Source organism: Fodinicurvata halophila, assembly GCF_042651425.1.
Taxonomy (GTDB): Bacteria; Pseudomonadota; Alphaproteobacteria; order Kiloniellales; family DSM-21159; genus Fodinicurvata; species Fodinicurvata halophila.
Window position 1 is genome coordinate 144,248 of the sequence record NZ_JBHSCW010000007.1, and the last position, 18,407, is coordinate 162,654.

At 65.4% G+C, this 18,407-nt stretch carries 17 protein-coding genes; 9 read left to right on the forward strand and 8 right to left on the reverse strand.

Going from position 1 to position 18,407, the window contains the following annotated elements:
• Positions 1 to 53 precede the first annotated feature (53 nt).
• The 4 genes from phnD to ACFOW6_RS12970 form a co-directional block, all read right to left on the reverse strand.
• A complete protein-coding gene (phnD, locus tag ACFOW6_RS12955; protein WP_382422804.1) occupies positions 54 to 956 on the reverse strand; it encodes a phosphate/phosphite/phosphonate ABC transporter substrate-binding protein in 903 nt (300 codons plus the stop codon).
• A 48-nt stretch (positions 957 to 1,004) separates the two neighbouring features.
• Complete coding sequence (gene phnC / locus ACFOW6_RS12960) at positions 1,005 to 1,775, reverse strand: phosphonate ABC transporter ATP-binding protein (protein WP_382422805.1); 771 nt, start codon at positions 1,773 to 1,775, stop codon at positions 1,005 to 1,007.
• A 144-nt stretch (positions 1,776 to 1,919) separates the two neighbouring features.
• A complete protein-coding gene (locus ACFOW6_RS12965; RefSeq protein WP_382422806.1) occupies positions 1,920 to 2,987 on the reverse strand; it encodes a glycosyltransferase family 4 protein in 1,068 nt (355 codons plus the stop codon).
• Complete coding sequence (locus tag ACFOW6_RS12970) at positions 2,987 to 3,814, reverse strand: UDP-2,3-diacylglucosamine diphosphatase (RefSeq protein ID WP_382422807.1); 828 nt, start codon at positions 3,812 to 3,814, stop codon at positions 2,987 to 2,989. Before ACFOW6_RS12970 ends, ACFOW6_RS12965 begins: the two co-directional genes overlap by 1 nt.
• Before the next feature lie 170 nt (positions 3,815 to 3,984).
• Between ACFOW6_RS12970 and ACFOW6_RS12975 the strand changes: the two genes are divergently transcribed.
• Positions 3,985 to 4,917: a diacylglycerol/lipid kinase family protein gene (locus ACFOW6_RS12975; protein ID WP_382422808.1), complete on the forward strand. Its 933-nt coding sequence runs from the start codon at positions 3,985 to 3,987 to the stop codon at positions 4,915 to 4,917.
• A 140-nt stretch (positions 4,918 to 5,057) separates the two neighbouring features.
• Positions 5,058 to 6,521, forward strand: coding sequence for an MFS transporter (locus tag ACFOW6_RS12980; RefSeq protein ID WP_382422809.1), 1,464 nt, complete (start codon positions 5,058 to 5,060; stop codon positions 6,519 to 6,521).
• Between the two features lie 6 nt (positions 6,522 to 6,527).
• Here the strand turns inward: ACFOW6_RS12980 and ACFOW6_RS12985 are convergent, their stop codons facing one another.
• The 4 genes from ACFOW6_RS12985 to ACFOW6_RS13000 form a co-directional block, all read right to left on the reverse strand.
• Positions 6,528 to 7,100, reverse strand: coding sequence for an ActR/PrrA/RegA family redox response regulator transcription factor (locus ACFOW6_RS12985; RefSeq protein ID WP_382422810.1), 573 nt, complete (start codon positions 7,098 to 7,100; stop codon positions 6,528 to 6,530).
• 20 nt (positions 7,101 to 7,120) lie between these two features.
• Complete coding sequence (locus tag ACFOW6_RS12990; RefSeq protein WP_382422811.1) at positions 7,121 to 8,479, reverse strand: ActS/PrrB/RegB family redox-sensitive histidine kinase; 1,359 nt, start codon at positions 8,477 to 8,479, stop codon at positions 7,121 to 7,123.
• Positions 8,476 to 9,201: a M48 family metallopeptidase gene (locus tag ACFOW6_RS12995; protein ID WP_382422812.1), complete on the reverse strand. Its 726-nt coding sequence runs from the start codon at positions 9,199 to 9,201 to the stop codon at positions 8,476 to 8,478. The genes ACFOW6_RS12990 and ACFOW6_RS12995 overlap by 4 nt, the downstream gene beginning before the upstream one ends.
• A gap of 78 nt (positions 9,202 to 9,279) precedes the next feature.
• Positions 9,280 to 10,164 (reverse strand): methylated-DNA--[protein]-cysteine S-methyltransferase, encoded by an 885-nt coding sequence (locus tag ACFOW6_RS13000; RefSeq protein ID WP_382422813.1) that lies wholly within the window; start codon positions 10,162 to 10,164, stop codon positions 9,280 to 9,282.
• 259 nt (positions 10,165 to 10,423) lie between these two features.
• On the opposite strand from ACFOW6_RS13000, the gene ACFOW6_RS13005 reads away from it, so the two are divergent.
• The 7 genes from ACFOW6_RS13005 (at position 10,424) to ACFOW6_RS13035 (ending at position 18,366) form a co-directional block, all read left to right on the forward strand.
• Entirely contained in the window at positions 10,424 to 10,846 is a 423-nt protein-coding gene (locus ACFOW6_RS13005) for a VOC family protein (RefSeq protein ID WP_382422814.1), read from the forward strand.
• 166 nt (positions 10,847 to 11,012) lie between these two features.
• Positions 11,013 to 11,438 carry a YybH family protein gene (locus tag ACFOW6_RS13010; protein WP_382422815.1) on the forward strand — a complete coding sequence of 142 codons (426 nt, stop codon included), beginning with the start codon at positions 11,013 to 11,015 and terminating at the stop codon, positions 11,436 to 11,438.
• A 62-nt stretch (positions 11,439 to 11,500) separates the two neighbouring features.
• A complete protein-coding gene (locus ACFOW6_RS13015) occupies positions 11,501 to 12,832 on the forward strand; it encodes a hypothetical protein (protein ID WP_382422816.1) in 1,332 nt (443 codons plus the stop codon).
• A gap of 154 nt (positions 12,833 to 12,986) precedes the next feature.
• Positions 12,987 to 13,751 (forward strand): SDR family NAD(P)-dependent oxidoreductase, encoded by a 765-nt coding sequence (locus ACFOW6_RS13020; RefSeq protein ID WP_382422817.1) that lies wholly within the window; start codon positions 12,987 to 12,989, stop codon positions 13,749 to 13,751.
• Between the two features lie 238 nt (positions 13,752 to 13,989).
• Entirely contained in the window at positions 13,990 to 15,645 is a 1,656-nt protein-coding gene (locus tag ACFOW6_RS13025; RefSeq protein ID WP_382422818.1) for a Na/Pi cotransporter family protein, read from the forward strand.
• Positions 15,646 to 15,723: 78 nt separating this feature from the next.
• The gene (locus ACFOW6_RS13030; protein ID WP_382422819.1) at positions 15,724 to 16,371 is read left to right on the forward strand and encodes a hypothetical protein; all 648 of its coding nucleotides are present in this window, start codon (positions 15,724 to 15,726) and stop codon (positions 16,369 to 16,371) included.
• Between the two features lie 3 nt (positions 16,372 to 16,374).
• Positions 16,375 to 18,366 (forward strand): MFS transporter, encoded by a 1,992-nt coding sequence (locus ACFOW6_RS13035; RefSeq protein WP_382422820.1) that lies wholly within the window; start codon positions 16,375 to 16,377, stop codon positions 18,364 to 18,366.
• The last annotated feature ends 41 nt before the right edge of the window (positions 18,367 to 18,407 follow it).

Consider the following 18,407-nt stretch of genomic DNA (forward strand, 5'->3'; position numbering starts at 1 on the left):
TGGCCCCGCCGGCGAAGCCTCTCGGGCCCGCTGGCGGGGTCCGAGAAGTGGGCTTAGTTGCTGGTTCTGAGTTCGCGCATGGTTTTGCGCATCTGGATGGTCGGTTCGTAAACCGAATGATCGACTTCCACGAAGCCCTGGGTTTCGCCCTTGGCGACGGATTCGGCGAGCTCCATGTTTTCTTCGTGCAGTGTGAGGAAGAGGTTTTTCAGGTCCTTTTCCATGTCCGCAGGCATGTTCTGGTGTGCGACTACCGGCGGCGGCGGCACGAGTTCGGAGGTCCAGATCACCCGGATGTCCTCGCGGTCCAGCATGCCCTTGTCCATCATGGTGCGGAGCTGTCCGTAGCCGTCATCCTCGGTGGTCCAGGTGAAGGCCGCATCGTAAGTGCCGTCCAGAACGCCCAGGACGGACTGGGTATGGCCGCCCGAGACCGGCGAGTTGAAGTACTCGTCGATCGGCTTGTCCATCTGGTGGAACTGCACTGTGGGCACCAGGTAGCCGGACTGGGAGTTGGGGTCCGTGCGGGCGACGGTCTTGCCCTCCAGGTCCTCATAGGACTGATAAGGGCTGTCGGCCTGGACGATCAGCACCGAGTTGTATCCCAGATTCCCGTCCTTGTCGGTGGCGGTGACCAGGGGCTTCAGGCAGCCGTCGCAGTCGAGCCAGGACCCGGAGTAGGCCGAGGGACTGGTCCAGGCCATGTCGATCTGTTCGGCCACCAGGGCATTGTTCACGCCGACATAGTCGGACGCCGTGAAGATTTCCACAGGAACGCCCAGCTTGTCCTCGGCATAGGCCGCGAATTCGTCCATGGTGTCGGTGGTCTCGGTCTGGGTTTCGACGGGGATGACACCGAAGCTGATCTCGTCCCGACTGTCGCGCCAGTCCTCGGCAAGAACGGGGCCCGCGAAGACGAGCGTGGCTGTGCCCGCAAGGAGTGCTTTCTTCATCATCAGACTTTCTCCTGCTCAATAGTTGGCCAGTTGCATTTCCGAGGTGCTTCAGGCCACCTCGAGAACCTTCTTCTCCTCGGTCTCGGGCGTGCCACCGTAGACCGTGGAGAGACTCTCGCCCGTCAGTTCCGCCACACTGCCCTCGAACTCCAGACGGCCGTCCTTCAGTGCCACCACGTGGTCGGCATAGCTTCTGGCGAGTTCAAGGCTGTGCAGGTTGCAGAGCACCGTTATGCCGTGTTCCCGGTTGATCCACTTCAGGGTGTCCATGACCACGCGTGTATTGTGCGGGTCTAGCGAGGCCACCGGTTCGTCGGCCAGAATGATGCGAGGGGATTGCATGAGGGCGCGGGCGATTGCCACGCGCTGCTGCTGGCCGCCGGACAGCCGCTCGGCGCGTTCCAGCGCCTTCTCGACCATGCCGAGATCGTCGAGAATGGAAGCGGCCCGCAGGCGTTCCTCGCGGGTATAGACACGCAGCAGGCGGCGAGCCTGGGGGATTTCGGTGCTGGCGCCAATCAGGACGTTGGTCAGCACGTCCAGGCGCGGGGATAGGTTGTAACTCTGAAAGATCATGGCCGCCTGCGCGCGCCAGCGGCGCAGGTCGGCACCTGACAGCTGCGTGATCTCCTGCTGGTCGAAGGCGATCGTGCCGGCTGAGGGTTCGATCAGGCGGTTGAGCAGACGCAGCAGGGTCGATTTCCCGGCGCCGGAGCGTCCGATGACGGCAACCATGTGGCCGTGCGGAATAGTCAGCGAGAGATCGTCCAGGGCCAGTGTTCCGGCGTATCTCTTCGTGAGGTTGCGAATCTGCAGCATGCTGTGTGCCCCCGAAGGGTCAGTGGGCGTCGAAAACGTATAGACAGCTAAACCAGGCAGATGACAGCACCGCGAAACCGCAATGAAGAAGAGGTGACACTTGTATGACCAGGAGAAGCAGTCTGGCGGGAACAGCCTTGTGTCTCAGACCGCGCCGCTGAACCCCAAGTCCGGGCTTTGGGCCGCGGCGGTCGTCGGTTCGATGGGCGCGAGGTTGCCCAGGAACAACTCGGCACAGGCGGCCCAGGAGTAGGTCAGCGCATGCGTTCGGCAGCGAGTCGGGGGAATGGCCAGCGCCTGGCGGATGGCGAAGCCAAGGTCCTCGCTGAGGACGCCAGCACCGGAGCCATCTATCACGTCCAGCGGACCGGGCACGGGAAAGGCCGCCACCGGCAGGCCGCTCGCGAGGGCCTCCAGCATGACCAGACCGAAGGTATCGGTCCGGCTGGGGAAGACGAAGACATCGGCCGCGGCATAGTGTCGGGCCAGGTCTTCATCTTGCTGGGCTCCGGCGAAACGAACCTGGGGGTAGCGCGTCCGCAAACCGGCAAGCTGAGGACCGTCGCCCACGACCACCTTCGTGCCCTGCTGCAGGTCCAGGGACAGGAAGGCCTCGATGTTCTTCTCCACGGCCACGCGTCCCACGCAGAGATAGATGGGCCGCGGCAGGCCCTCGAAGGGGTCGGGCCGGCCCTGGGCAGCTTCGGGGTGAAAAAACTCCGTATCCACGCCGCGCGTCCATTCCACGAGGTTGGCGAAGCCGCGTGCGCTCAACTCCTGCCGGATGCTGTCCGTGGACACCATGACCGCGCGAGACGGCCGATGGAAATGCCGCATGATGGCATAGCCCCAGGACAGCGGCACCGGCAGGCGGGCCGAAACGTATTCGGGAAAGCGTGTGGCGTAGCTGCTGGTGAACGGCAAGCCGCGCCGCAGGCAGTAACGGCGGGCGGCGAATCCCAGGAGACCTTCGGTGGCGATATGAATCGCCTCTGGCGCGAACGCCTCGATCCGGCGCACCAGTTGTCGGCCCGGCCGCACCACCAGGGGAATCTCCGGATAGCCGGGGCAGGGCAGGGACCGGAACCCCTCGGGGGAAATCACCTCGACCAGGTGGCCGCGGCTGTGCAGTTCCTCGCGGATGCGCGTGAAGGTACGGACCACGCCGTTGACCTGTGGCGCCCAGGCATCGGTGACGACGAGAATGCGCATCAGGCCGCCGCTCCCATCTGTTTCTTCTCGGCATCGGCGGCAGGGGGTGCGCCTTGGGGCAGCATCGCCAGGTTGCGCAGCGCGGCCCAGTGCAGAATCTCGAGTTCGCCGTCGAAGTGTTCCACCAGCGCGGTGCAGCTTTCCACCCAGTCCCCGTCATTGATGTAGAGGACGTCACCGATGGTGCGTATTTCGGCCTGGTGGATATGGCCGCAGACGATGCCATCCACCTTGCGCCGGCGTGCCTCCTCGGCCACGGACTCCTCGAAGCGGGCGATGTACTGCACCGCGTTCTTCACCCGGTGCTTCACATAGGCCGAGAGCGACCAGTAGCCGAAGCCCAGCCGGCGGCGCAGTAGGTTGAACCAAGTGTTGGCGGTGAGCACGACGCCATAGCCCCAATCTCCCACGAAGGCGAGCCACCTGGCACAGGCGACGATGCCGTCGAAGGCGTCGCCGTGCATCACCAGCAGGCGACGGCCGTCGGCCGTCTCATGGATGGTGTCGTGGCGGACCTCGACGCCACCGAAATGCTGGCCTGTATAGTCGCGCAACACTTCGTCGTGATTGCCCGGTACGTAGATCAGGCGGGTGCCCTTGCGCGCCTTGCGCAGGAGTTTCTGAACCACATCGTTGTGAGCCTGCGGCCAGTACCAGGAACGGCGCAGGCGCCAGCCATCGAAGATGTCGCCAACCAGGTAGATGGTCTCGGCCTCGGTATGCCGCAGGAAGTCGAGCAGATGCTCCGCCTTGCAGCCGCGCGTGCCGAGGTGGATGTCGGAAATGAAGATTGTCCGATAACGCAGAGAGGTCGTTTCATCCGTCATGACCATCCGCTCCAGTCAAGACTTGTGATCGAAAGGGGAATCTGATTTCTCTGAAGCCATAGCAAAATCTCTTGGAGTCCGTTAAGTAGAAAGATATTGTGTATTTGAAAATACATAATATATTCATATATATGTAATAATTATAGAAATATTTACTTGGAATCACGCTGTTGGATCCCCAAACCGGTATCACGAGCACCCTGACCCCCCGCTCCCGCCCGCTGCGCCTGGCGGTGATCTACAATCCGGCGGCCGGATTGCGTCAGCGCCGGACCTACGCGGCGATCGTCGAGCAGCTGCAGCTCGACGGCTGCGAAATCCTGGAGATGCCCACTCGCCATGCCGGGCATGGCGAGGAAATCGCCCGCCAGCTGACTCCAGACGCTTGCGACCGGGTGGTGGCCGCCGGCGGGGATGGAACGGTCAACGAGGTGGCCAATGGTCTGCTTGCGAACACCGCCGGCGGCCGTACCCTGCCCCTGGCACTGTTGCCCCTGGGCACGGCGAACGTGCTAGCGCGCGAACTCGGGGTGCTGAAGGGCAGGCAGGCGATCGCGACGTGCATCCGCGGCGGCAAGGTCCGGCCGGTGGCCGTGGGACGCGCCAACGGCCGGCATTTCCTGCTGATGGCCGGCGTGGGGTTCGACGCCCATGTGGTGGCCGGCATCAGCCCGGCCCTGAAACGCCGGGTGGGAAAGCTTGCTTATGTTGCGGAAACCTGCCGGCAGCTTTTCGTCTATCGGTTTCCGGGATTCCGCCTGGATGTCGATGGCCAGGAGGTCCATGCCTGCTCCGCCATCGTTGCCAATGCGCACTACTACGGCGGGCGATTCGTCGTCGCCCCCGAAGCGCTATTGGAGGCGCCCAGTCTTCAGGTCTGCCTGTTCACGCGCAGCGGCCGGCTGCACGCCATGAAGTACGCGGCGGCCCTGGTGCTGGGTCTGCTGCCGCGGCTTCCCGATATCAGATACCTGGAAGCACGGCGTATCCAGGTGCTTGGTCCCGGGGAAGATCCCGTACAGGGGGATGGCGATATCCTTGCCGCCCTGCCCTGCGACATCGTCGTGCTTCCCGATGCCCTCAACCTGATCTTTCCCGACTGACGCGCCCGGTTGTGCAGCGCAAAAAGGACGGCCGCGGTCGCTTCTGCGATACCTTTTCCTGCAACTTGCGATATGTTTCGTTTGTCCTGGCTATTGCGGCCAGGATTCCCCAAAATTTGGCTTGTTTCCCGGTCGCTATCATGGTCAGCGCTCTGACTCCCCTATTCGCGCTTCTACTATCCGTTGCTCTGCTGTTGCTGGGGAACGGACTGCTGGGCACGTTGCTGCCCGTGCGGGCGCAGTTCGAGAACTTCACCGATGTCATGATCGGTGGTCTGGGTTCGTCGTATTTCCTTGGCTTCGGCCTGGGCTGCGTGCTGGGGCCCTACCTGATCCGCCGGGCGGGTCACATCCGGACCTTTGCGGCGCTGGCCGCGGTGGTGGCCTCGATACCGCTGCTTCACACCATGTTTCCCAGCCCGTGGATCTGGGTGGCCCTGCGTGTTATCGCGGGACTTTGCCTGGCCGGCCTCTACACGACGATCGAGAGCTGGCTGAATCAGGGCTCCACCAACGAGACGCGCGGGCGCATCCTGTCCATCTACATCATGGTCAACCTGGCCGCCGTGACGGCCGGGCAGTTCCTGTTGAACCTTGATTCGCCGCTGAGTTTCAGGCTGTTTGCGCTGATTACCGTCGTAATGGCGCTTTCCGTCGTGCCCGTTGCCCTGACCCGGACGATTGCGCCGACACCGCCGTCCACCATCAATCTGCGGCTGCTGCGCCTCTACCGGCTTTCACCGGTCGGCATGATCGGTGCTCTGCTGGTGGGTGCCAGCAACGGCATCTTCTGGGGAGTCGCCCCGGCCTATATAAGCGGCTTGGGCAAGGATACGGCGACGGTTGCCAATTTCATGGCCCTGGCGGTCATTTCCGGCGCGATCGCCCAGTGGCCCCTGGGCCGGCTGTCAGATTTCATCGATCGCCGCTGGGTCCTGGTGATCGGCTGCATCGGAACCACCATCGGCAGCGTCGGTCTCTGGCTGTTCGGGCAGTTCGAGCCCTGGCTGATGATCTTCGGGGCGCTGTTCGGCGCCATGGCCCTGTCCATGTACGCGCTCTGCGTGGCGCACACCAACGACTACGTCGATGCGGCGGATTCGGTGGAGACCTCCAGCAGCCTGCTTCTGACTTTTGCCGTGGGGGCGGTCATCGGACCGCTCGTCGGCTCGTACGTCATGTCGCAGGTCGGCCCGGGCGGGCTGTTCCTGACCGCGGGCAGTTTCGCCCTGATGCTGGCCTCCTTCACCGTCTATCGCATCCGCATGAAGGCGCCGGTGCCGGCCGACGAGCGCGAGAACTTCGTCTACATGGAGCCCCAGACCAGTGCCGCGGTTTTCGAACTGGACCCCCGCAGCGACTACACGGGTGACTCCACGGGCGCCGGCACTGTCTCCGGGGCCGAGGACCGGGAGAGGCATGACCATACGAGCGACGATCCCCAGGGCTATGGAGCGGTAGCCGCAAGTGGTCAGGCGCTTACCGCAACGGCCGAAGATCAGCCACAGGTCAAGGCACCGTCACTGGGAGACGACCTCTCTGGTGAAGACCCGGATCAGCCGGATTCCCCGCCGTCCGAGGGGGACCCGGTCCTCAAGGTCTGAAGGCTGTCAGCTGCGCGGGGCGTACTTGGCCAGGATGCGCTGCAGGGTTCGGCGGTGCATGCGCAGGCGTCGTGCGGTTTCCGAGACGTTTCGGTCGCACTGCTCGTAGACCCGCTGGATGTGTTCCCAGCGCACCCGGTCGGCGGACATGGGCTGTTCCGGCGGCGGCGGCAGGCTGCCTTCGCGCGCCAGAAGGGCGGTTTCGATCTGATCGGCGTCGGCCGGCTTGGGCAGGTAGTCGGTAGCGCCTGCCTTCACGGCCGCCACTGCCGTGGCAATGTTGCCGTAGCCGGTGAGCACGATGATGCGCGTATCGCTGCGTGCGGCGCGCAAGGTTTCCACCACGTCCAGCCCACTGCCGTCGCCCAGGCGCAGGTCGACCACGGCATAGGCCGGCGGGCGGGCACGGGCCGTCTCGATGCCTTCACCGACGCTGCCGGCCGTTTCCACGACAAAGCCGCGCCGGTCCATGGCGCGGGCCAGTCGCTGGCAGAACCGCTCGTCGTCGTCGACGATGAGAAGCCGCTTGTCGGCGCCGCTCTGGGCGGGGGTACTATGGCTGCTCTGTTCGGGTGGCATTCCGGTGTCCTCTGCTGCCCCTATATAATGGTGCGCGGCCAGGTAATCGCAACCCTGGCCCCGCCTTCGGCGCGATTGTTGAAGGAAACGTCCGCACCCAGGCGCGAGAGCAGCGTGCGCGCAATGAAGATGCCCAGGCCCATGTGCTCACCGTCGGCGCGCTCGTCTCGCCCGCTGGTGGAAACATAGGGATCTCCCAGGTCGCCGAGTATGGTTTCGTCGAACCCAGGACCGTCATCCTCGATGTGGATGCGGATTTCGGACTCGTCCCAGTCCAGGGCCACCGTGACCCGCTGGCGCGCGAACTGCAGCGCGTTCTGCAGCAGGGTGCCGAGGCCGTGCATCAGGCCCGGGTCACGCGGCAGGAAGGGCTGCTGGTCCGGGGAGAAGTCCGCATTCTCTGCCGGCTTCAGCTGGACATCAAAGACAAGATCATCGCGCAGGAAGGGTGCGGCGGCGGCCTCGATCAGGCCTGTGAGCGGCAGGCGATGATAGGGTGTGTTCTCGTCCTCGTCCGGCCGGCTGGCCAGTTCGCTGAGAATCCGGCGGCAGCGCTCGCTTTCCAGCCGCAGCAGTGAGGCATCCTCGCGCAGATGCGCCGTGTCGGGATTGTCGGCCGGCAGTTCACGCTCCAGTTCCTTGGCGACTACGGCAATGGTGGCAAGGGGACTGCCAAGCTCGTGGGCCGCCGCTGCGGCGAGGGCGCCCAGGGACGAGAGGCGTTGTTCGCGGGCCAGCGCAAGCTGGGAGGCGCCCAGGGCGTCGGCCATGCGCCGCGCCTCCAGCGCCAGCGAGGAGACGTAGGCGGCGATGAAAACCACGGCCAGGATCATGGCGATGAGGATGCCGGCGACATAGAGTGAGGGAAGGTAGAAATCCGGGTAGGGCCAGGGCAGCGGCAGATACCATATGGACAGGACTGTGATGCCCAGGATGGCCGCTACCGACAGCTTGATCGTGCTGCGCCGCGAGAGCGTGGCGGCCGAGACCACGACGGGCGCCAGGATCAGGATGGTGAAGGGATTCTGCAGCCCACCGGTAATGGCCAGCAGGGCGACCAACTGGATAAGGTCGCCGATGAGATAGAGTGAGGCCACGCCGTCGCCCAGCCAGACCGTGCCGCGGTGGCGCACGGCCGTCAGCAGGTTCATGAAGGCAAGCGCCCCGATGATCAGGGCAGCCGGAATAACGGGAACGTCGAAGCCCAGACCGGCCTGGACGACGAGAAGGGCCAGGGTCTGGCCCAGCACGGCGATCCAGCGGATGAAGATCAGGGTGCGCAGGCGTACGCGTCCGCCGGTCACCGTCATGCCGGAGAGCAGTTCCGTGCTTTCCTGCGGCATTCCGGAGGTGCGGGAGAGCTCGGTCTCCTCGTTCATGACCGGGCCCCGTAGCGCAGCAGGCTGCTGCCTTCCCGGCGCAACCAGACGCGGGGCGTTTTGATGTCGTCCTGAAGATTGGCGACCAGTTGCCAGAAGGCCCGGGAATGATCCAGGTGCACGAGATGCGCCACCTCGTGGGCCACGACGTAGTCGAAGACCTGTTCCGGTGCGAAGATCAGGCGCCAGGAGAAGCTGAGATTGCCATCGGACGAACAGCTGCCCCAGCGGCTGGTGGTGTCGCGCACGGAAACGCGCCCCAAGGGCCGTGCCTGAGGAGGCAGCTGCCCGCAGAGCCGGCGTGCCCGCTCGTTCAGCTGCTCGCGGGCGTGGCGATGCAGGAAATCCTCAACCCGGCGCGGCAGGTGTGCATGAGGTCCCGAGACGTTGAGGTATCCCTCTTCCATCCAGACGCCGCGACGGGCCTCGGGGCAGTGACGGATGCAGTGGGTCTGTCCGAGAATTGGCAGAGAGGTTCCGTCGGCGAAGGGGATGGGGCCGGGCAGGGCGGCCCGGCGTCGGGCGATCCAGCCGCTCTGGCTTTCCAGGAAGGCCACGACCTGGCGCTGCGTGACCCCATGCGGCACCGTGACCTGCAGGCTGCCGTCGCGCGGCGCCAAGCGCAGGGTGATGCGGCGCGCGCGTGCAGAGGTTCGCAGACGATAGGTGAACTGTTCCCCCGACAGCTCGATCTGACCGGTCTGCGACTCCGCTTTTCTCATGCCCGGGAAGGTATGCCAGGCAGAGCCTTCGGGCAACGACAACCAACGGCCCGAAGCCGCTGTTCCTTGGCGTCGGTTTCAGCTCCCTGCGGCGCCGGTTGCTTCGTCGCGCAGCAAGCGGCGCTTGCGGGCCACCCCCCAGCGATAGCCGCCTGGGTCGCCGTCGCTACGCAGCACGCGGTGGCAGGGGATCACCAGCGAAACGGGATTGCTGCCGCAGGCCCGTCCGACGGCGCGCTGCGCCCTGGGCAGGCCCAGACGCTCGGCGATCTCGGCATAGCTGCGCGTCTCGCCATAGGGAATGGCCACCAGCTCGTTCCAGACGCGACGCTGGAAGGCCGTGGCCCGGATGTCCAGCGGCAGGTCGAAGTGCGGCACCTGGCCCGCGAGATAGGCCAGCAGTTCCGCCAGCGGCTCCTCCACCGCATCCTGGTCGCGGCGCAGTTCAGCCGCCGCCGGGAAGTCGTTGCGCAGCTCGGCCTCCAGGGTGTCCGGGTCGTCGCCCAAGGCAATGAAGCACAGCCCGTGCTCCGTGGCGGCAACAAGCAATTGTCCCAGCGGCGAGTCCGCCAGGCCGTAGACGATCCGGGCATTGCGCCCGCCCCGGGCATAGGTCGCCGGAGTCATGCCGAGCGCGTCGTCCGCGCCTTCGTAGAGCCGGCTGGAGGATCCATAACCCGCTTCATAGAGGGCGCGCGTGACGTTGCCGCTGCGCCGCAGTTCGCCGCGCAGGCGCCCCTCGCGCAGGGCCTGGGCGTAGTCGCGCGGCGTGATGCCGGTGACACGCTTGAACAGCCGGTGCGTGGCCCAGGGGCTGAGCCCCGCTGTCCGGGCCAGCTCCTGCAGCGGGACGGGCACACCTTCCGCCGCTTCCAGCTGGGCGCAGAGCCGCTCCACCTGCTCCACCGCCCGGGACTCCTGCTCCGGACGGTCCTGTTGCGGTGTTGTCTGAACTGTCTGCATGGGTCTGCTCTCATCCTTCGCATTGGACCTGGTAAAGGAGGGCCATTCCTCGGCTTCACCGGATGTCCTGCCTGTTTCGCCCTACCATAACCCTGTGCGTGGCGGCCGGCTATCCGATGCTTGCAGGCGGCATTTGCGGCTGAGCTGGAATGCCCAGCGATGGCTTGACCCGCCCGGGCATTCGCGGAATTCTTTGAGAACGAATGTACTCTCCCGCGAGCGGCCGCGCGGCTGCTCGCGCCCATGAAAGAGGTTTTTCATGACTGCCCTTCCTCCTTTCCACCTCGCCTTTCCCGTGGCCGACCTTGAGCAAACACGACAGTTCTATGTGGATCTGCTCGGCTGTTCGGTGGGTCGGGAATCGGATCGCTGGATCGACTTCAATTTCTACGGTCACCAGATCACCGCTCATCTGCAGCCTGAGGAAACCACGGCCGTGCGTGCCAGCGAGGTGGACGGCAAGGCGGTGCCCGTGCGGCACTTCGGTGCCATCCTCGAGTGGGACAGCTGGCACGACCTGGCCGAGCAGCTCAAGGACGCCGGCATCGAGTTCGTGATCGATCCGCACGTGCGCTTTCCCGGCGAGGTGGGCGAACAGGCCACCATGTTCTTCAAGGATCCCAGTGGAAATGCCCTGGAGTTCAAGTCCTTCCGGGACATGAGCCAGGTTTTTGCGCACTGACCAGACAGCTGGTAGGTTGCCAGCCGATGGGCGGGGCAGCCGGGTTGCTCACGTTGCCTGCGGATTAAGGGAATCTGAACCCCGGCTGTGAGATCTCGGCATCACATCGCCTGAGTCAGGGCGTATCGCTGACGGGATGTAGATGACAAGAGGGGGATTTCAGGACATGGACTCCGACGAACAGGCCATTGAAACCACGATGGGAAAGCTGCTCGAGGGCTTTCGCCGCCGTGATGCCGATATCCTGACGGACGTGTACAGCGAGGATGCGGACTGGACAAACGCCTTCGGACGGACGCTGAAGGGCCGGGATGCCATCGTCGACTACCTGCGGGAACTCTTCGCCGACCCGAACTTCTCGGACGGCGAGATGCAGGGTGCGCCCCAGGTCGAGGCCCGGCAGATCAGCGAGAACGTGGTCCTGATCAAGACCCATATGGAAATTTCCGGCCAGAAGACGGTCGAGGGCGATACGCTGCCGACCCGGCGCAACCACTCCCTGAAGGTCCTGCGGCGGCAGAACGATAACAGCTGGCAGATCATCTCCGAGATCTATATGGATGCTCGCGACGAGGTCACCCACCGGCATTGAGTGCGGGCGGCAGCCGGGCTATGAGGGATTGCGTCATCACGCCCCTTGTCTGAGGAAATGCCATGAGATGGGCAGCAGCAGCGACGCTTGCCTGGATGAAAGTGCTGCCCGGTCTGGTCCTGCTGCTCTGGTTCCTGAGTGCGGCGGCGGCCCTCACCGAGGCCGTCCTGCCCACGAGAATCGCCGGAGGCCTGGCCCTGCTGATTTCCATCGGGGCAGTCCTGAACCACAGTGGTTTTTCGCGCTGGATCGCGGTGCTGCTCGGCGGCGGCGGAGCGATCGTCGCCTTCTATCGGGATGACTGGCCCGCCCTTCTGGACGGTCTTGGCCGCGCGGCGACGTTCGCGGCCTTCCTGGGGTGCCTCTATGCGCTTCGCAGTTTCGTCCAGACGGCTCCGCAGCTCAGGGAGGTCCAGGATGCCTTCGTGGCGTTTCGCCCGGTCTCGCGGCGCGGCGCCGTGCAGTTCCTGGGCTTCCTGTTTTCCGTACCCCTCGCCGTCGGCACCGTCAGCGTCGTCGCGCCGCTGATTTCCCGGCAGAAGGACCAGGCCGTACGCGAGGAAACCGCAAGCTGGGCCCTGCGGGGCATGGGGTTGGCGGTACTGTTCTCGCCGTTCACCGTGGCCATGGGCGTGGTGACCTCATCCCTGGGTGAGCGACTGCCCTTCGGCGTGCTGCTGGGCAGCGGCTTCGCCCTGGCCGTCCTGCTGATGGCCTTTCCCCACGTCCTGGGGATATGCCGCATTCCCCGCCGCCTCCCCAGGCGGTTCTGGGAGGCTCTGGCCCGGGTGCTCTTTCCCGTCCTGATCCTGATCGCAGCCAACCTGAGCCTGGTGTTTCTCTTCGGCTTCACGCCGCCGCAGGCGACGATCCTGCTTGTGCCACCGCTGGGCGCGGCTCTGGCCTTGTATCGTGGGAAAGCGGTCCGCCGCCAGATGACGAGCATCACGCTGGATGCCTGGCGCCGTTTCGACAGCGAGGTGGGAATCTTCGTCGGCGCCCTGGTGTTCGCAAGTGTGATCACCCGTGTCCCGGAGATCTCGGAGGTTGTCGGGCAGACGGTGGAGATGTTCGGACCCGGTGCCCTGATCGCGATCGCCATGGTGGGGATTGCCGTACCGACGGCCCTCGGCCTGCACATGGTGGTGACGGTGACAATCCTGCTGACAGTGTTTGCACCGGCCATGCCTGATGTCCTGCACCTGGTGCTGCTGGGGCTGTCGGGCCTGATCGGCTGGGCGTTCGGGGCGATGGCCGCCCTGGGCTCCATCGGCTTCCTGGCAGCGACCCGCATCTTCGATGTGTCGGCCAGAAGACTGGCGCTGGGCAGCAACCTTCGATTCATGACGGTCGTCATGCTGCTGCTGATCGTCGTGTCCATCGGCATCGGATGAGGAATACGGACCTGCGAAGCCCCTACTTACCGGCACGAACGCCTGAGATGGACCTCTCCGGTCAAATTGCTCATGATCGGGCAGGGCTCTTCTCGGGGCTCTTCTGCCGCCGCAGCGCATTCCGCGCGAACAACAAAACGACAGGAGTTCGGACATGACGATCCCCCTACCCGAAACGGCCCTCGTCACCGGCGCCACCGCCGGGATCGGCGAGGCGACTGCGGCTGCACTTTGCGAAGCGGGTACGCATGTGCTGGCGTTGGGGCGGCGCCGCGAGCGGCTCGAGTCACTGGTGCAGCGCTATCCGGACAGCCTGACGCCGGTCGAACTCGACCTCGGCGCGCGATCGCAGACACACGACGCACTTTCCCAGCTGGCCGAGGCACATCCGAACCTGGACCTGCTGGTGGCCAATGCCGGCCTGGCGCTGGGCCGCGGTGCGGCGCAGGATGCGCCCTTCGAGGACTGGGAGCGCATGGTGGACGTCAACGTTCACGGGTTGATGGCCACGGTTCATGCCTTCCTGCCGAAGATGGTGGCACGCGGCAAGGGCGACATCATCCTGGTGGGCTCGACCGCCGGCGAATACCCCTATCCCGGCGGCCACGTCTATGGTGCCACGAAATCCTTCGTGCGCCAGCTGGGCAGCAACCTGCGCGCCGATCTCCTGGGTACTGGCGTGCGTGTGACGGTGCTGGAGCCCGGGATGACGCAAACGGAGTTTTCCGAGGTGCGCTTCAAGGGGGATCGGCAGACGGCCGAGGCCGTCTACCAGGGCACACGTCCGCTGTTGGCGGAGGACCTGGCGGAGACCATCGTCTGGCTAGCCAGCCGGCCGGCGCATGTCAGCGTAACGCGCCTGCAGATGATGCCCACCGACCAGGCGCCCGGCCCGCTGCGCATTCATCGCGAGGAGTAGGCAACGCGCGCACGGCCAGCGCTCCGGTCTGGGCGGCTCCGACAGGAAAGGCTTGCCTGTGCAGCCGCTTGTGCCGTACGCCTTCGGCTTGGCAGGGACCAATTCAGGGGGATTTGAGGTGCGGCCGAGAACGAAGGGTCTTTCCTGCAAAGCCAGGACCACAGGCGGACTTTCCATGGCTACGATTGGCGGGCGCCGCCGCAAGGCCTCTCTTTATGCAGGAGAGGCGTAACCGGCCATGGAGTTGTTCTCGACCTTCTTTGCCGGGCTCGGCCTGCTGTTCATCGGCATCCACTTCATCGCCGACAACCTCAAGCGCCTGACAGGGCGCAACTTCCGGCGCCGCGTGACGGCGGCGACACGCAGTCACGCATCGGCCGCGGCCGTGGGCGTGCTGGCCGGCGGCCTGACCCAGAGCAGCAACGCGGTGACACTGATCGCCATCAGCATGATCCAGGCCGGTCTGACGGGCGTGAGCGCCGCCATGCCGCTGGTAGCCTGGTCGAACGTGGGCACCGCCGGGCTGGTCCTGCTTTCGGCCGTGGACCTGCGGGTCATGGTGCTCTTCCTGCTGGGCCTGGTCGGCATGGCCTATTACTTCAACATCGACCGGTCGCAGAAATATCGCCATGTGGCCGGGGCCCTGCTGGGTATCGGGCTCCTGTTCTTCGGGCTGCAGCTCATGAAGGAAGGGGCGGCGCCGCTGAGGGATATGGAGTGGGTCGTGCACCTGCTGCAGGTCACGGCCCGCTTCGATCTTCTGGAGTTCATCACCGGCCTGCTCTTCGCCCTGCTGCTGCAGTCCTCGGCCACGGTCACCATCATTGCCGTCTCCATGGTCTCCCTGGGCATCCTGACCTTCGACCAGACCATCCTGCTGGTCCTGGGCGCCGGGCTGGGCTCGGGCATCGGCGTCGGCCTGACCGCCTACGGCATGGAGGGAACGGCGCGCCAACTGGCACTGTCCCAGGTCTTCTTCAAGCTGCTGGGCACGCTGTTCATCCTGGCGCTGTTCTACCTCGAGATGTACACGGAGCTGCCCCTGCTGCGCGCGGGAGTCGGCGAGTTGGTGCCCGAGATCGGCATGCAGGTCGCCCTCGTCTTCCTGGCTGTGCAGGTGTCCGGCGCCCTGCTGGGGTCGCTGTTCCAGACCCCGCTGGAACGGTTCTGTGCCCGCCTCTCGCCGGTGTCCCTGCATGAGGAGCTTGCCCGACCCCGCTTCATCTATGAACAGGCGCTGGAGGATCCGGAAAGCGCCCTCGTTCTGGTGGAACGTGAGCAGCGGGCCCTGTTGGGCCGCTTTCCGGCCCTGCTCCCCGTCGAGGGAGGGCAGGCTCCGTCCCCGGCCGAGGCCAAGCGGACCCTGGAGGCCTCGCGCAGCCTGAGTGGCGAGATCGATCATTTCCTGACCGATCTGCTGGAGCGCAATATCGGCGGCCAGGCCCTCGAGAGCGCCATGACCCTGCAGAACCGCAACATGCTGCTTTCCGGGCTCTGCGACACACTGGAGACCTTCCTGACGGCGCTGGAAACCCTTGTCGCACCCGAGAGATACGGGCTCTCCGGCCCGGCTGCGACGTCCCCTGACGAGGAGGCCAAGAGGGCCGGGCTGGCCGATACCCTGATCGAGGTCGCCCACCTGATGCTGGTAACGGTGCACGACCTTATGGCGGATGGTGATCCCATGGACCGCAGCCTCCTGCACAGCATGACCAGCGATCATTCGGAAACCATGGAGGGTATACGGCGCACCCTGCTGCGCCAGGAAGAAGCGATGGAGCAGAGCGAGCGCGAAACCCTCTTTGAGGCAACCCGGACGTTCGAACAGCTGGTCTGGCTAATCCGCCGTTATTCCGCCTCCGTCTCTCCAGAGGAGGTGAGTGCGCATGCCTAGACAGGCGGACAGCGGTCTTGCCGGCCTCTGCGGCGGAGACTACCGTGAGGCGTCGGGCTGTCGGGGGCGTCAGGCGTCATGATTCGTCGCATCCTACCTTTCTTCCTGCTGATCGTGGCCCTCAGTCTCGCACTGGGGGTCTACATGAGCTACGAGGCCGTGCGCAGCTCTTTCCTCGGCACCCTTTCGGAGCGCATGGAGACCGTCGCCGAACAGATTGCGACCTCCATTCGCAGCAGCCAGTCCTTTGGCATTGCCCTGGAGGAGCAGGAGACCCTGCCGGCGCTCCTGCGGCGCGAGGGCGTCGGCGTGCGCTACCTGCAGCAGATCGATGTTCTCGGTGCCGGCGGCGAGGTGCTCTACAGCAGCCGTGAGGCCAGGGTAGGAGACGCAGCGGAGCCCGATGAACGGTGGAGTGTGACCAGCGAGCTTTCGAACGACCTGGGCGAGACGATCGGCAGCGTCGTGGTGTGGATGGACAGGGAGGCAGCCCAGTCGACCATTCGGGCGCTGGCGCTGGACCTGCTGCTGCACAGCCTGCCGTTCATTCTGGGTGCGCTTGTGCTGGCCACTCTTGGACTCCTGTTCATCCTGCATGCCCTGCGGCGCCGGGCCGAGCGTCTGGCGCCGCCCTCCGAGCCCCTGCGCGCGGCCCGCCCGCAGGTCGAGGAGCTGGAGGACGTCCATCGCCGCGCCGCCGAGGAACTGGGTAGCGGACGGGCCTGACGCATGACGGGACTGTCGAGACTGCGTGTTCAGGGCCCCGGGATCCGTGCCCAGATCGCCGTTTTGCTGGTGGCGGTGCTGGCCCTGGGATACACGACGATCACGCTGGTCTCGGTCCAGCTGGGCGAACGCCTGCTGCTGCCCGAGGTCGAGCAGAGTGCCGAAATCACGGCCCAATCCCTCTCGCGGCAGGTGGAAAATGCCCTGGAGCTCGGCATTCCCTTGCGCGAACTGGTCGGCGTGGAAGAGGTGTTCCGCGAACGCCTCGAGGACAGCAAGGCCTTCGCCGGGATCACCCTGCGATCGACAGATGAGGGCAGCCCCTTCGAACTCGGTACGGGCCGGGTCGAAACCTTCGAGACGGCCGCCAGTGCTCCGGTGAGGCTGGAGGGCGAACAGCTGGCCGAGATCCTGGTTACAGTGGACGAGGCCTTCGCCCAGCGCCTGATACGGGATCTCTGGATCAATCTGGGAATCATCCTGCTGATCACCGTCCTGGTCGGTCTCGAGCTCTACAGCCTGATCTTCGGACGGCGCATGGCGGCCAGCCTGGACGGGCTGGAAAGTCGACTGCAGGCGTTGGCCCGTGGCGACCTGAGGCCGCATCCGCCGGTGCCGGGGGAGGACGAAAGCGACCGCGGCACGCCGGGCTATTTCGTCTCGCGCATCGATGCGGAGCTTGCCCGGCTGCATCATCGCCACAGGGAACTGCGCCAGCGCATTCGCCAGGACAGCCAGGTCGCCGCGCGCCTCAACCGTCTGGCGGAGAGTTTCGGGCTGGGCGCTCGCCTCGAGGCCGGGGCCGACCGGGCCCAGGCGCTGCGGCCACCCCTGTTCCTGTTCATGTTCGCCCACGAGATGACGCGGCCCTTCCTGCCCGCCCATGTGGAGCACCTGGCGGTGGGGCTGGACTGGATCTCGCCGCAGTTCGCCGTCAGCCTGACCCTCGGCCTCTTCATGGCGGTGGTTGCCGTCCTGCAGATTCCGCTCTCCCTGCTGACAGCGCGCTGGGGACGCAAGCCTTCCTTCCTGCTCGGAGCGGCGGTGGCCGTGGTGGGCTACGGGCTAGGGGCGCTGGCGCCGGGATTCCTCAGCTTCTCGCTGGCCTATGCCCTGGTGGCCGTCGGGTTTGCCCTGGTCTTCGCGGCCTCCCAGGGCTTCATCATCGACCGCACGGAAGGTCGCTCGCGTACGCTTGGCATGACGGTGATGGTGGGGGCGATCATGGTGGCGGCCCTCTGTGGCCCGCCACTGGGCGGCCTGCTGTCGGACCGTCTCGGCGCCGTTTGGGCCTTCTGGGTGATCGCCTGTCTGACCTTGCTCAGTTTCTTGCTCTGTCATGTGGGCCTGCCGCGGGACGAGGGCAGGCAAGCGGCAGCAGACGCGCAACGTCCCAAGACGAGGGGGCGCTGGCGGCGCCTGCTCGGGGCGCCGGTCTACATGGCGCTGTTGATAGGTTGTGCCCTGCCGGCCAAGCTGGTGCTGAGTGCGCTGTGCTTCTATCTTGTACCCGTTCACCTGCTCTCGATCGGAGCCAGCGAGGCCGAGATCGGCCGGCTGCAGATGATCTATCCCGTGGCGACCGTCCTGCTGGTGCCCGTCTTCTCGCGTCTGGCCAGCCGCGGGAACCGGGCGCTGCCCTACGTGGTGGGCGGCCAGCTGCTGACGGGACTGGCGATGTTGTTCGTCCTCGGTGGGACGCAAGAGCTGGCCCTGGCGCTGGTGCTGCTGGTCTTCGGAATCGCCCAGGCCATGCTGATCACGCCCCAGGCCAGCCTTGTCGGTCAGCTGGTGAGCGCGGGCGGAGATCGGCTGGACGAGGATGCCGCCTATGGTCTCTACCGCCTGGTCGAACGCAGCGGAAGTGCCATCGGCCCGGTACTGGCCGGCCTGTTGCTCGTGACCTCGGGATTCGCGCCCACCGTGCTGGTTCTGGGGGCCATCTCCGCCGTGGGAGGCCTGGCATTCCTTGCAGTGCGCTTAATGTCTTCTTAAAAGGTTTTTTGTGTCACTGATAGACCCTATGCTACCAGCGC

Bases quoted from the DNA above. Each gene is read 5' to 3' on its own strand.
- ACFOW6_RS12985 (WP_382422810.1), bottom strand. From the start codon at position 7,100: ATGCCACCCGAACAGAGCAGCCATAGTACCCCCGCCCAGAGCGGCGCC.
- ACFOW6_RS13015 (WP_382422816.1), top strand. From the start codon at position 11,501: ATGAGATGGGCAGCAGCAGCGACGCTTGCCTGGATGAAAGTGCTGCCC.
- ACFOW6_RS13010 (WP_382422815.1), top strand. From the start codon at position 11,013: ATGGACTCCGACGAACAGGCCATTGAAACCACGATGGGAAAGCTGCTC.
- phnC (WP_382422805.1), bottom strand. From the start codon at position 1,775: ATGCTGCAGATTCGCAACCTCACGAAGAGATACGCCGGAACACTGGCC.
- ACFOW6_RS12965 (WP_382422806.1), bottom strand. From the start codon at position 2,987: ATGCGCATTCTCGTCGTCACCGATGCCTGGGCGCCACAGGTCAACGGC.
- ACFOW6_RS12970 (WP_382422807.1), bottom strand. From the start codon at position 3,814: ATGACGGATGAAACGACCTCTCTGCGTTATCGGACAATCTTCATTTCC.
- ACFOW6_RS13005 (WP_382422814.1), top strand. From the start codon at position 10,424: ATGACTGCCCTTCCTCCTTTCCACCTCGCCTTTCCCGTGGCCGACCTT.
- phnD (WP_382422804.1), bottom strand. From the start codon at position 956: ATGATGAAGAAAGCACTCCTTGCGGGCACAGCCACGCTCGTCTTCGCG.
- ACFOW6_RS13000 (WP_382422813.1), bottom strand. From the start codon at position 10,164: ATGCAGACAGTTCAGACAACACCGCAACAGGACCGTCCGGAGCAGGAG.
- ACFOW6_RS12980 (WP_382422809.1), top strand. From the start codon at position 5,058: ATGGTCAGCGCTCTGACTCCCCTATTCGCGCTTCTACTATCCGTTGCT.
- ACFOW6_RS12990 (WP_382422811.1), bottom strand. From the start codon at position 8,479: ATGAACGAGGAGACCGAGCTCTCCCGCACCTCCGGAATGCCGCAGGAA.
- ACFOW6_RS13020 (WP_382422817.1), top strand. From the start codon at position 12,987: ATGACGATCCCCCTACCCGAAACGGCCCTCGTCACCGGCGCCACCGCC.
- ACFOW6_RS13025 (WP_382422818.1), top strand. From the start codon at position 13,990: ATGGAGTTGTTCTCGACCTTCTTTGCCGGGCTCGGCCTGCTGTTCATC.
- ACFOW6_RS13030 (WP_382422819.1), top strand. From the start codon at position 15,724: ATGATTCGTCGCATCCTACCTTTCTTCCTGCTGATCGTGGCCCTCAGT.
- ACFOW6_RS13035 (WP_382422820.1), top strand. From the start codon at position 16,375: ATGACGGGACTGTCGAGACTGCGTGTTCAGGGCCCCGGGATCCGTGCC.
- ACFOW6_RS12995 (WP_382422812.1), bottom strand. From the start codon at position 9,201: ATGAGAAAAGCGGAGTCGCAGACCGGTCAGATCGAGCTGTCGGGGGAA.